At 38.3% G+C, this 12,662-nt stretch carries 10 protein-coding genes; 3 read left to right on the top strand and 7 right to left on the bottom strand.

Going from position 1 to position 12,662, the window contains the following annotated elements:
• Positions 1-44: 44 nt before the first annotated feature.
• From CEQ21_RS16205 to CEQ21_RS16195, 3 genes are all read right to left on the bottom strand, one after another.
• Positions 45-1,496 carry a sucrose-specific PTS transporter subunit IIBC gene (locus tag CEQ21_RS16205; RefSeq protein WP_185767302.1) on the bottom strand — a complete coding sequence of 484 codons (1,452 nt, stop codon included), beginning with the start codon at positions 1,494-1,496 and terminating at the stop codon, positions 45-47.
• 167 nt (positions 1,497-1,663) lie between these two features.
• Positions 1,664-2,650 (bottom strand): LacI family DNA-binding transcriptional regulator, encoded by a 987-nt coding sequence (locus CEQ21_RS16200; RefSeq protein ID WP_185765416.1) that lies wholly within the window; start codon positions 2,648-2,650, stop codon positions 1,664-1,666.
• Positions 2,651-2,741: 91 nt separating this feature from the next.
• Complete coding sequence (locus CEQ21_RS16195) at positions 2,742-3,641, bottom strand: AraC family transcriptional regulator (RefSeq protein ID WP_235907270.1); 900 nt, start codon at positions 3,639-3,641, stop codon at positions 2,742-2,744.
• 134 nt (positions 3,642-3,775) lie between these two features.
• On the opposite strand from CEQ21_RS16195, the gene CEQ21_RS16190 reads away from it, so the two are divergent.
• The 3 genes from CEQ21_RS16190 (at position 3,776) to CEQ21_RS16180 (ending at position 6,877) form a co-directional block, all read left to right on the top strand.
• The gene (locus tag CEQ21_RS16190; protein ID WP_185767301.1) at positions 3,776-4,516 is read left to right on the top strand and encodes an SDR family oxidoreductase; all 741 of its coding nucleotides are present in this window, start codon (positions 3,776-3,778) and stop codon (positions 4,514-4,516) included.
• A gap of 430 nt (positions 4,517-4,946) precedes the next feature.
• Positions 4,947-5,603, top strand: coding sequence for a hypothetical protein (locus tag CEQ21_RS16185; RefSeq protein ID WP_185765414.1), 657 nt, complete (start codon positions 4,947-4,949; stop codon positions 5,601-5,603).
• A gap of 137 nt (positions 5,604-5,740) precedes the next feature.
• Entirely contained in the window at positions 5,741-6,877 is a 1,137-nt protein-coding gene (locus CEQ21_RS16180) for a 7-cyano-7-deazaguanine synthase (RefSeq protein WP_185765413.1), read from the top strand.
• 446 nt (positions 6,878-7,323) lie between these two features.
• Here the strand turns inward: CEQ21_RS16180 and CEQ21_RS16175 are convergent, their stop codons facing one another.
• The 4 genes from CEQ21_RS16175 to glpK form a co-directional block, all read right to left on the bottom strand.
• A complete protein-coding gene (locus tag CEQ21_RS16175) occupies positions 7,324-7,914 on the bottom strand; it encodes a lysozyme inhibitor LprI family protein (protein ID WP_185765412.1) in 591 nt (196 codons plus the stop codon).
• A 313-nt stretch (positions 7,915-8,227) separates the two neighbouring features.
• Positions 8,228-9,514 (bottom strand): glycoside hydrolase family 140 protein, encoded by a 1,287-nt coding sequence (locus CEQ21_RS16170; RefSeq protein ID WP_185765411.1) that lies wholly within the window; start codon positions 9,512-9,514, stop codon positions 8,228-8,230.
• A gap of 85 nt (positions 9,515-9,599) precedes the next feature.
• Positions 9,600-11,012 (bottom strand): PTS transporter subunit EIIC, encoded by a 1,413-nt coding sequence (locus CEQ21_RS16165; RefSeq protein ID WP_185765410.1) that lies wholly within the window; start codon positions 11,010-11,012, stop codon positions 9,600-9,602.
• A gap of 157 nt (positions 11,013-11,169) precedes the next feature.
• Positions 11,170-12,651: a glycerol kinase GlpK gene (gene glpK, locus CEQ21_RS16160; protein WP_185765409.1), complete on the bottom strand. Its 1,482-nt coding sequence runs from the start codon at positions 12,649-12,651 to the stop codon at positions 11,170-11,172.
• Positions 12,652-12,662 lie beyond the last annotated feature (11 nt).

Raw genomic sequence — 12,662 nt, 5'->3', positions numbered from 1 at the left:
AAAAAACAAAGGAGAAAAACTTCTCCCCTTTATTTATCCATATTTTATGCCACTACGCCTTCTTTTTTTATAGTTGCTTCCTTTTTAGCTGCTCTTTTCGCTAATACAATCGTCACAGTGAAGGCAACTGCAAATGCGACTGCCATTCCGATAATATATGGCACAATCTTATCTGGACGAATTGAAATGATTCCAGGCAATCCGGCAGCACCTAATGCGACAGCTTTTACTTTAAACAATGTGACAAAACCAGAGCCGACTGCTGAACCAACAATAGCCCCGATAAATGGATATCTCAGTTTAAGATTTACACCGAACATCGCTGGCTCTGTAATACCAAGCAATGCAGAAATACCTGCTGCAGAGGCAGTTCCTTTCACCTTTGCATCTTTTGTTAGCTTCAATACTGCAAGTGTTGCAGCACCTTGCGCTATATTAGACATTGTTGCGATGGCAAACAAGAAGGAGCCTCCTGTTTTGGCGATGTCTGCAAGCAATTGTGTTTCCACTGCGATAAAGCTGTGATGCATGCCTGTTATAACAATTGGTGCGTACAAAAGGCCAAAAATTAAACCGCCGATAACTCCTGTTGTGTCATACATCCATACAATGCCATCTGTCAATAAATTTCCTGCTGACCTTGTAAGCGGGCCAACTATAGTAAATGTCAATAAACCAGTTATAAAAATAGATAAGAGCGGTGTCAACAAATTATCTAATGCTGAAGGTACGATTCTTCTAAGAAATGTTTCAATCTTCGCCAAAATAAATGATGCAGCAAGCACAGGCAGCACAGTTCCTTGATAGGCCACCTTCTCAATTTCTAAACCAAATATGTTCCACACAGGAACTTCGTTTTTAAGCATTGCATCTGCATAATTATAGCCATTCAGCAAATCCGGGTGCACCATAAGCATTCCCAGTGCTGCCCCAAGATATGGATTCCCCCCAAACCGCTGTGTGGCAGAAAAACCAATTAAGATTGGCAAAAATACAAAGGCAGCGTTTGCAAAAGTATTAATAAGCGCAGCTAAATCTGCCATATTCGGATAAGCATCCACTAATGATTTTCCATCGATAAATAAATCCTGTGCTGTCAAAACATTGTTGAGTCCCATTAATAAACCGCCAGCAACAATTGCAGGTATGATCGGCACAAAGATATCTGACAGCATTTTTACAAATTGTTGGATTGGATTAAGCTTTTTTGCGCCTGCTTCTTTAACTTCCTTTGTCGACATTTCCGATAAGCCAGTCATCGAGGCAAAATGCTTATACACCTCATTTACAGTTCCTGATCCCAAAATAATTTGATATTGGCCTCCTGTTGAAAATGTCCCTTTGACCACATCCATATTATCAAGCGTTCCTTGATCGATTGCTGATTCATCATTCAGCACTAATCGGAGCCGTGTTGCACAGTGTGCTGCTGCAGACACATTGTCTTTACCGCCAATTGCTGTCAGTATCTCTTCTGCAATTTTTTTATGGTTCATCATTCGTTCCTCCCTATTATACATTCATTTATAGAACCGGTTCCAAACTCAATTAAAAACAAAAACCGATTTAGGAACCGGTTCCAATTTAAAGTTAAAAAAATAATTCTACTGAAACCAACTTAATCTTAAGATTGGAATCGGTTTCACTAGAATTATAATTCATCTCACTTGACGGTGTCAACGCTTTCTCTTTTAATTATCTCAAAATTCATGGTTGTCAATTTTTCCACCGACCGTTCTTGAATGAGCTCGACCATATTTACTGCCGCTTTTTTGCCTGCTTCTTTATAATGAAATTTCGCTGTTGTAATGCCGGGATGGATTGCTTCTGTCACATCATAACCGCCAAATCCTGTAACTGACACATCTCTTGGGATAGATAAGCCTTGTTTGTAGGCTGCCTTTAAAACACCAATCGCAATATTATCTGTCGCACAAACGATAATGGAATGCTTACGGGATTCCATTATTTTCATTGCAGCAGCTTGGGCCGCAGGAATATTAAATTCTGTTTCAAAATAACTGACATCAATATCCCCCCTTGCCTCCAATGCTTTTCGGAAACCTGTTTTCCGTTTAATGCCAACAGCAATATCCTGTTCCGTAACACCAAGAAAGGCAATTTTTCGGTGCCCCTTCTCAAGCACATATTGTCCTATCGCCAAACCAGCATGATAATCATCATGAATAACACTATGAATCTCTTCATGCTCCTGACCGATCAGCAAAACAGGAATATTAATTTCGGAAAATGCCTTCAGATGCCTGTCTGTTATCACAGTAGCAAGGAGAATAATGCCCGCCATCTTCTGTTTTGCCAAGCTGTAAATACTCTCAATTTCCCTGTCTAAATCCTGGCTTGTATTGGAAATCAGCATTTGATAATTCCATTCCTTCAACTGCTCATCAATTCCGATTAACGTTTGTGAAGAAGCATAGGAATCCAGTCTCGGAACAATCGTGCCGATAATATTCGTCTTTTTTGCTTTTAAGCTTTGCGCAAATGGATTTGGCGTATATCCAGTATCTTGAATTGCCTTTTCAATCTTCTTCTTCGTTGCTTCACCGACAGAGCCGCCGTTTAGGTAGCGTGAAACGGTACTTTTGGCGACACCAGCGATTTTAGCAATATCCGCAATGGTCCGAATCATTTTTACCAACCTCATATATGTATTTATAACTATATTATAGCCTACTAACTCCTAGTTAAGATACTAGAGCTGTTTCTCAGATTGTGCTCGATTAATGTTTTTCTGAACTGTTCGTTAAGGAGTCTCGCAGTCTTTTCACATCACTAACAGGCGGAAAACCAAACATTCGGCTGTATTCCCTGCTGAATTGAGACGGACTTTCGTAGCCAACTTGGAAAGCTGCCTCTGCTGCTTCAATCGGCTCTGACAATAATAGCTTTCTCGCCTCCTGCAGCCTTATCTTTTTTTGATACTTCAACGGGCTCAGTGAGGTCACTTGTTTAAAATAATGATGAAAGGAGGAAACGCTCATCTTGGCCATTTTTGCAAGTACATCTACTCGCAGCGGCTGGGCAAACTCCTCATTAATTGTTTGGATAACCTCCTTGATTGCCTGTGCTTGGCTTCCCATTACAGCGAACTCCCTCATTTGTTCACCATCCTCGTTTTGCCAAATTCGATAAAGAATTTCCTTTTTATAAAGCGGCGCAAGTGCCGGAATATCTTGTGGTGTATCAAGTAAACTAATCAGTCTTATGACAGCATCCAAAATATTTGACGTTGTTTCGTTGACCATAATCGCTCTTTGGGCAGGAGCGGAGTGATCCTGCTTCACCTTAATAACATCAAGAATCTCTTCTGTTGTAAAGCGCAGCTTGACACCTAAGTATGGTCTGTCCTCTGTAGCCTTGATGATTTTTCCCGTTATTGGCAAATGAACAGAGGCAATAAGATAGTGATTCGGGTCATAATGAAAAATATCGTCACCAACCATCACGATTTTTGAGCCTTGGGCAATAAAGCAGACAGATGGTTCAAATAAGGAATGGAGTGGCTCTGATAAAGATGAAGACCGGATAAAACTTAATTTATCAATCTCCGTATCAATCGTTCCATCCGTATTTGTATATCTGTCGATTAATTTCACAAGCTGCTGCTGCCTGTCCTTCATGTCATTCACCGCCTTTTTTATCATTTTAACGTTTATTTGGAGAAATAGGCAAAAATAACAGATGAATCTGCTACCTAGTTCAAATTCAGGTTATTTATAATGTAAAGAAAATATAAGTTTTGGAGGAATTAATGATGACAAGCTTACAAGATAAAGTTGCAATCATAACAGGTGCATCAAGAGGAATCGGTGCACAAAGTGCTAAAAGGCTTGCAGAATTAGGAGCGAAGGTAGTCGTCAATTATGCCAACAGTCCTCAAGCTGCCGACGAGGTTGTTGCAGGCATTGTTGAGAACGGCGGCCACGCAATTGCTGTCAAAGCAGATGTAAGTAAATTAAAGGAAATGGAGCAGTTATTTGAAAGGACAATCAGCCATTTCGGTAAAGTCGATATCCTTGTAAACAACGCAGGTATCATGCATACCGTTCCAATAAGCGAAGTAACAGAGGAACAATTTGACCAGCATTTTGCCATTAATGTGAAAGGAACCTATTTCGCCTGTCAACAAGCCTTCAAACATATGGAAGCAAACGGTCGCATTGTCAATTTCTCCACATCGGTTGCAGGAGTGATGTTCCCAGCATACAGCCTCTATGCCGCTACTAAAGGTGCAGTTGAACAAATCAGCAGACAATTGGCAAGGGAATTTGGACAAAAGAATATTACCATCAATACCCTTGCTCCAGGTCCGACAACAACAGAACTGTTCCTAGAAGGCAAAGGTCCTGAACAAATAGAAGGATTAAAACGAAATAATGCCTTTGGAAGATTAGGCGAAACAGAAGATATCGCCGATACATTAGCCTTCTTAGTGAGTGAAGAGTCTCGCTGGATAACAGGCCAAACAATTCGGGTTAATGGCGGGATGATTTAATAGTAGGAAGAAAAAGAGGATGTGGCTGGGACATAAGTATATGAATCAGTATAAAAACCGAACTATCCATTCTAATTTCGATTGGATAATTCAGATTCTTGTTTTTGTTTTTTAAAATACAAGAATTAGAAATTTTAGTGGAATGGAGCGGTGGCCACTCGACTCCTGCGGGAAATAGAGGACGCTTTAGACCCCGCAGGCGAAGACGAGCGCGCAATGAAACGAACTAATTTTAACTCCAAATTCTATTTTGTCACAAGCTTCATTATTCAAATATGGATGTAATTTTATTCATGTTTAGAAAGGTTATCTTTTGTTTTGTCCCAGCCTCGTCTTTTCTTTGTTTGGACCGAAATACCCTCTAATTGAAAACCATTATCAATTATGTTAGATTTATAATAAAATAACCTAACATAGGGAGTGTCTTAAGATGTATTACGCCGCAACATACTTTACAGACAAAAAAGAGGATAAGCAGATTATCAGTCAATTCCTTACTTATTTCCAACTACACAATAACAAATTCTCTTTTTATAGAATGTATCGCAAGAAACTAACCTTTTCTACCATAGATAAAACCCAAATGTGGAATATCCTCATCCTTCTTAAGACAGAGGAAGAAAAACATTACGACCATTTCAAGCAAGCTTTTAACGATCATAAAAGACAGTTAGTGAGACAAGAAACAATGCTTCCAACCCCTGGCTCCTTCTTCCCTTCCGACGAAAAAAACGGCAATATTCAGATTGTTGAATACGTTAACGTACAACAAGAGTATCTCTCAGAATTCAAAAATATTATGATTAATAACAATGGTCCTGCTATGGAGCATATCCTCCACACAAAGAAGTGGTGCAAGGAGTTTATCGCACTCGAAACAGCAGACGTTTTGTACCACAAAGCTGATTTTCCTGAGTGGAATCAAATCCACCTTATCGCAATGCGTCCAACTGGCGTATTCCACTTTAAAAAGGATTTCAACGAAGGATTAGTGAAAGTAAATGCCCCTAATTTCGCTGATAACTTTGAACGACTAAGCCAAATCCGTCAATTCACTTCAAAGGTAAGTGCTTCGCGGGAAATATAAAGCAAAAATGGCTTCTCTACATTGAACAATTGAAAAAGTCCTGCTTATCCGTCTTAGAATTATCTCTAAACAACCATTAAGTGCTATAATTTAGTAAATTACTATTTTCATTTCTACAGAATAACAGGAGTTTTTGTATGAATGTAAAAAATGAACTTTTAACTAATTTACATAGAGAAGTGCTTCATGGGATTTACTTTGACTATAACGATACTAGCAGTAAATTTATAGACCTCATCACTATAATGGGCAGTCTTTTTGTCTTTGAGACTGATATAATAAAAGAAAAAAAAGACCTCGACATGTCAATACCAGTCTTTGATGTAGCTTTTTGGAACAAGGAAAAGGATACAGTAGAGGCGCTTTTTGAATGGATTACAGACAAACCAGTACCTGTGCAATTCACAGTGATCAGTCCGCTCGATAACGACGATGCCTTTCTGTCATTGCCTGCAAACCAAGACGTGGCCTTGTTTTATGATGACATCGAATCAATAGCTGGATTAACCACGGACCAGTCCATGTTTGATTACATTCGCGTTATCAACAAGGATAATGAAAAGCAGAAACAACAAAAATTAGCAGCGTTTTTACGGAAATCTGTTGCAGATTCTAGTGAAATTCTCGATGCACCTATGAAACTACTCAATAAAAGAAAAACCACTCCTGCAGCTATTTTATTCGTACTAGCAATTGCTGCTGCAAAGTCATATTTTAATGGCGGGTCAAAAGTATTCTATTATCGAAGCAAACAAATAAATATAGACTATCTAAACAAACCATCTCTTTTGCCTAAGACAGCCCACCCGAAAACATATCAAATAATGAATAACCTTTATAAAAGCACATCAGTCGATATGAAAATTGAGACGCCATTCCTGCAAAAAAGCCGAGCAGAAATCATTAAGGAACTGCCAAAAGAATATAAACAGCAAATTAAAAATACAAATGACTGTGTAAGAATGAAGAGAAGAATAGACAAGGATACGGTTACCCCTTGTGGAATATGCATGGCTTGCCTTCAGAGAAAGATAGCATTAACTGCTGCTGAAAGTGAAGTATATGATGGATTTTATCAGTATGACTACGGACAAAAAATAGCCGAAATCACAAATGAACAAGATCAACAGATTTATACAGAAACACTAGACCTAATGCAAGCCCTCTATGAGCAGGTAAAAACCAATCAATTATTCACAGAGGAAGAGCAGCATACAGCTAGTGAGTTTATTAGGTCGTTTGACGTTTTTCTTAGTAAATATTCACCATTTTGAGAATGACAAAGATGATATACTATTTAAGGGTATTGCTAGTGGCAATACCCTTTTTGCTAATCAATCAATGTTGTACTTTAATTAGAAAAAACTTACGTCGATACTATCCGAAGGAGTTGCGTTATCTGTTTTTTAAAGAAGACAAAGATTTCGACAGACCTAGTTTAAACATCGCATGTTATTCAACCTTTGTATATTGGGCATTGCTTTTATTTATTAATGTAATTTTTAGAAACAAATGGAAAAAGTACAATAAGTTCCTTGTTCATACTTTTATCCGGTGTAATGCTGTTGTTTATTAGTGAAAAAGTAGCTAAACTTATTAGAAAAAGGAAGATTCAATAAGTCTCGGAAACCTTCAACCTCTCCTAAATAAATAAAACTGCCGACAAACTTAAAAACACTAAGCTTGTCAGGCAGTCTCTCTGAATGTCTGCAGTCATTCTCTATTTCATATACCCCTCAACCAATGCAAAGCAGCGTTCTTCCGTAAGATCTGCTAGCACAGTTACATATTCCAATTGCTCCATTGTTCCGCCTTCATATTTAAGAGAGGCCTCTTTTGCCTTACTATCGCGGTTTTTAATCCATTCGCGCTGCTCTTGTTTTAGCTGCTCCATTTCTTCAGAGGAAAGCTGTTTCTGCAGAACTCCATAAATCTCATTTAATAAATCATCCCAAGCGTCATATCTCTCCCCTTCCACCTTTTTCATTGCATATGTGGTATCATTTTCGGGATTTTTTCGTAGTTCATCCATTTCTTTTTTCTTAGCATTTAATTTGGTAAGATACTCTTCCTTCTGGCTCACTGTTTCGTCATTACTCCCTGAATCTTCTTCGCTTTCGGTTCCATTAGTATTGGTTGTGTTGGCAGTTGCTGCTGGCTCTGTATTAGCATTCTCTTCGTTTGCTGTTTGCGGATTACTGTTGTTTGCTGGATCGTTAGTTGCTGAACTACTTGATTCTGTGGCTGAGTTATTACATGCAGCAAGTAGCAGTACAATTATAAGAGGAACCATTCTCTTGGCTATTTTCATAATCTAGTCCTCCCTTTTGCGAAAGTAAATTATGTTTTATTTTTCCCCAAACCTTTTATACAATTACAGAGGTTGTCCAACGATACGGTTGTTCATCAACTAAAATTATATGTGTTCTATATTCATTTTCCCTGTAAATTCCATAATAAACAAGCTGCCATTAATGGCAGCTTGTTTATTATGGAATTTATTATTTTTTAATATATGGTATGCATTTTGATTCGACCGACTATTTAAACCACTTTGAGTGCCGGTTCTAGCAGTACTGCCTGCCGTTTTCCCAAAGCATAACATTTTCAACACCCTATAATCTTTAACGTCTTTTCTCCCCAATAATCACAACGTCTGAGTCAAAGCTATGCATATTAATTGTCGTGATATTATCTTCAAAAGCTACACTTGCTTCACCAAATCGTCTATACTCTAAATCAATGATCGTAAAATCGTAGTCTTCAAGCAGTGTATTTAATTTCAAGGTAGTATTAACAGGCAGGTAAAAAGCAATTCTACCGTCATCCTTGGTGCTAGCTACTCTTATCTCCTCGGTATTTTTCATGACAATTTTTAATGGCTGTAAGTCGTTGAGATTAAATAAGCGAAAGATTTTTTTGGCAAAAGCATAATCCCAAGCACCTTCAAACTTTACGGCATCTCGCCAATCGTATGGCTTGTCAAACACCTCACCAACTAGACCAAAGCCCTTTTCTTGCTTATGCCAGCTCCAGATTCCATGAGCTCCATAGGTGATACCTGCCTCTGCACCTGACAATAAACTTTGCCAAGCAGCCTTTCTAACATCAAATCTACTAAAACGGCCATATATATTTCTGCTATAGCCCATTTGTTCATAACATGGCTCTGAATTAAGAGCCGGCCGTTTAACTGGCTTATTGCTGAATTCTTCTGCAAGCGTATAAGATGTATGTTGAAATTGTATATTATGACCAGATTGGAACATATAGAAATCCAGCTTGTCACTGTACAGCAGTTCATCAGGAATTTCGGTTAATCTTCCTCTTATATGTAATGTTGTTAAACATTGTGGACTTAGTTGTTTAATTATAGTTAACGCAAGTGAATAGTAGCTAGTTGTTATATCTGTTGGAAAGTCTGTATCTCCACTTACTAAATAAATGGGATTGTATTTCGAGAATATGCCGTCAACATATTTCACATAATCCTCTACCAATTCAAAAGGCATATTATTGATATTACTAATCTCCGAACCCCATGTTTCAGGCACATAGTTACACCACAGCAGGACAAGTGCAGGGACAAATCCTTTTTCCACTGCCATTGCCACCATTTTTTCTGCACGTTCAAAGTAAGCATCATTTCTTTTATTAAAATCGAATGAGCCATCTTCCTTGTATGCAAATGGCTTCATGTTAACATCTGTGTCACTGGCATCCCATTGTTGAAGGATATTAATTTGGAGTACATTAAAGCCTTGTGTTTTTCGATAGTTAAGATAATCATTCCATTCCTCTAACGTAGCATTCGTAAAAGCACTCCAAACAGTATCTGCCAGGTAAAAAAACCGTTCACCTTTTTCAGTTTCAAGGTATTGTTTATTTTCTGCTACTCTTAACTCTATCATTTATTTTCCCTCCCAGGTTATACGGAAGAGAGAAAGTAGTGCTTGATTCTACTTTCTCTGCTGTCCAAAATATTTATCCCATCGCTTAGAGATTCGAACTCGCTTTTGCCGTAGTTGTTGCTTTTGTTGAACTTACTTTATTAGAAAATCCGAAAAGAAATGTTAACAGAAACGCGGTAATCAATGCAGCAATTAACGAAATGGTAAAACCATAAAATTCCCAGCTAATGCCGTCTGGATTTATAAACATCGGGATACCAAAAATACCGCCTGATGCAAATCCGCCATACATCTTTGCATTAAAGAATCCCGCAATTGCTCCGCCGACACCACCACCAACACAGGCAAAAATAAATGGCTTTTTCAGTGGTAGGTTAACACCATATATGGCAGGCTCAGTAATTCCGAGGAAGCCTGAAATAGTAGCTGTCGTTGATAGCGATTTCATTTTTGTTTCTCTTATTCTTAATGAAACAGCTAAAGCTGCTCCTGTTTGGGCAAATACTGTACAATACAGCAATGCATTAATAGGATCATACCCTAGTGTTGTAATATTATTAATGAAAATCGCAATAAACGCCCAGTGCAAACCAAACATAACGGCAACTTGCCAAATTCCTGCTAGAAGCAATCCTGCAACAAGTGGACTTAATGAATAAACAGACATAGCACCTTTAGCTAGTAATTCACTTGCATATACAGAAATCGGGCCGATTACAATAAAGGATAATGGAACAATTATAACGGTAATGAATAATGGAACAAAAATCAATTGTAATGATTTAGGAATAACTTTCAAAAGAACCTTTTCTAATTTAGCTGTTAAAAACGATGCTAGAATGATTGGGATAACGGATTGTGTATAATTCATCAGGATAACTGGAATCTGCAGAAAGCTTAACTGCTCCCCAGCATTATAAATTTCGATCATAGTAGGATATACAAGCGCCGCACCGATTGTAGCTGTTATATAAACATTTGTTTTAAATACTTTACCTGCTGAGAACCCTAAGAGAATTGGCATAAAGTAGAAGAATGCATCAGATGCTGCATATAAAATCTTATACACGCCCATTTCTTCATTTACCCAGCCAACTACTGTTAATGCTACTAAGAAGCCCTTTAGTATCCCGGCAGCAGCCATTGCACCCATAACGGGCATAAAGATTCCAGAGATTAAAGATACAAACTTGCTGAATATCGTATTCTTTTCCGTTGATTCTTCTTTATTCTCATCTGCTTGAGGAGCTTCTCCCCCAATCAATTTTATTACTTCAGCAAAGACACTGCTAACATGCTCTCCAATTACTACTTGGTATTGACCACCACTTTTGATAACTGTCATAACGCCTTCTAGTTCTTTTAATACCTCTGTATTCGCAATCGATTGATCCTTCAGCTTAAACCTTAGCCGTGTTACACAGTGGATGACACTATTAATATTTTCTTTGCCCCCCACTTCTTGAACGATTTTCTTGGCAAGTTTTTCATAACTCATCCTATTTCCCCCCCACTAAATATCTTACAACTAGAATAAGTGCACAATTATCATGGTGGCTTACCCACGCTATTGATTGCGGAAGAATCTCACCTCCTTAACTGGATTTAAAGCGCATACAAAAGGGTGCTTTCAAAGACTGCAATAGCTAGTTTAATTAGCCTATAGCTGAGTAAACGGCTCTCTTCCATTCTAAATAAAACTGTTCTCTTGCTTCTATCTTCATTTTTGGTTCAAACATACGTTTCTCCGTATGTAATGCTGAAATCTCTTCAGATGTCCAAAAGCCTGACCCAAGCCCGCCTAAATAAACAGAACCAAGTGCAGATAACTCAGAGATTGTCGACACCATAATCTTTATTCCAAGAATATCGGCTAAAAACTGCATTAAAAATTGATTTGTTGTTGCCCCACCATCAACTCGCAACTCTTTTACAACGACATTTGTTTCCTTTTCGATAAGCTGCAGAACATCTTTTACTTGATATACGATGCTTTCTAAGCCAGCTCTTACAATATGAGCTTTTTTCGTATTTCTGCTCATCCCTGTTATACTAGCCCTGATATCTGGTTTCCAATACGGTGCACCTAAGCCAACAAATGCAGGCACTAAATAAACCCCATCATTATCATCAAGCATATGTGCCAACTGCTCTGCCTCAGCAAAGGTTGCAAATAATGTTAAGTCATCCTTCATCCATCGGATAATATCGCCTGTAGTGTTAATAATTCCTTCCAAAGCATAATGAACCTTGCCATTACAGCCCCAAGCTACAGAAGTAACTAACCCTTCCTTCGCCTCCACACATTCCTTGGTGTATACCATTACAGATGTCCCGGTCCCAAAGGTTGCTTTCGCGATTTCCTTATCAAAGCATTGTTGGGCATATAAAGCTGCCTGTGAGTCACCGATTACCCCTGATATTGGCAGTTTATTTATGAAAGATTCGCTGTCTTCAACGATTCCAAAGATTTCATCCGAATATTTAACTTCAGGGAGCATTGTTTTTGGGATATTAAAAATCTTAAGCAGCTCTTCATCCCAGCTTAAAGAGTAAATATTGAACAAAAGGGTTCTACTGGCATTTGTAACATCTGTTGCGTGAACCTTGCCATTTGTTAGCTTCCAAATTAACCAACTGTCAATTGTTCCGAGTAACAAATCTCCCTGTTCCGCTCTTTCTCTTACACCTGAAACATTATCTAAAATCCATTTCGCCTTCGTTGCAGAGAAATACGGATCAATTTTAAGACCGGTCTTTGCATGAACCGCTTCCTCATATCCCTGTGCTTTCAAGTTCGTACAAATGGAAGTCGTTCTTCTACACTGCCAAACAATCGCATTATAGACTGGCTCACCTGTCCGTTTATCCCAGATAACAATAGTCTCCCGTTGGTTCGTAATTGTAAGGGTATTCATTTTCAGTAATAACGACGGATGTTTCACGCCGATTTTATTGATTACTTTCTTAACATTTTCGTAAATCTCAACCGGGTCATGCTCGACCCAACCCGATTGAGGATAAATTTGCTTATGAACAACTGTTTGCTTTTCAACAATTTGACCTTGATGATTAATAAGCAGTGCTTTTGTTCCAGAAGTACTTTGATCTATCGCAAGGATATAACGATTACTCATAGCAATCTCCC

Source organism: Niallia circulans (genome assembly GCF_007273535.1).
In the GTDB taxonomy this organism is placed as follows: Bacteria; Bacillota; Bacilli; order Bacillales; family Cytobacillaceae; genus Niallia; species Niallia circulans_B.
The sequence above is the reverse complement of the archived record's forward strand: the minus strand, read 5'-3'. Positions and strand labels throughout refer to the sequence as shown.

Excerpts from the sequence above, each read along its gene's own strand:
- CEQ21_RS16205 (WP_185767302.1), bottom strand. The coding sequence starts at position 1,496 with ATGAACCATAAAAAAATTGCAGAAGAGATACTGACAGCAATTGGCGGT.
- CEQ21_RS16200 (WP_185765416.1), bottom strand. The coding sequence starts at position 2,650 with ATGATTCGGACCATTGCGGATATTGCTAAAATCGCTGGTGTCGCCAAA.
- CEQ21_RS16195 (WP_235907270.1), bottom strand. The coding sequence starts at position 3,641 with ATGAAGGACAGGCAGCAGCAGCTTGTGAAATTAATCGACAGATATACA.
- CEQ21_RS16190 (WP_185767301.1), top strand. The coding sequence starts at position 3,776 with ATGACAAGCTTACAAGATAAAGTTGCAATCATAACAGGTGCATCAAGA.
- CEQ21_RS16185 (WP_185765414.1), top strand. The coding sequence starts at position 4,947 with ATGTATTACGCCGCAACATACTTTACAGACAAAAAAGAGGATAAGCAG.
- CEQ21_RS16180 (WP_185765413.1), top strand. The coding sequence starts at position 5,741 with ATGAATGTAAAAAATGAACTTTTAACTAATTTACATAGAGAAGTGCTT.
- CEQ21_RS16175 (WP_185765412.1), bottom strand. The coding sequence starts at position 7,914 with ATGAAAATAGCCAAGAGAATGGTTCCTCTTATAATTGTACTGCTACTT.
- CEQ21_RS16170 (WP_185765411.1), bottom strand. The coding sequence starts at position 9,514 with ATGATAGAGTTAAGAGTAGCAGAAAATAAACAATACCTTGAAACTGAA.
- CEQ21_RS16165 (WP_185765410.1), bottom strand. The coding sequence starts at position 11,012 with ATGAGTTATGAAAAACTTGCCAAGAAAATCGTTCAAGAAGTGGGGGGC.
- glpK (WP_185765409.1), bottom strand. The coding sequence starts at position 12,651 with ATGAGTAATCGTTATATCCTTGCGATAGATCAAAGTACTTCTGGAACA.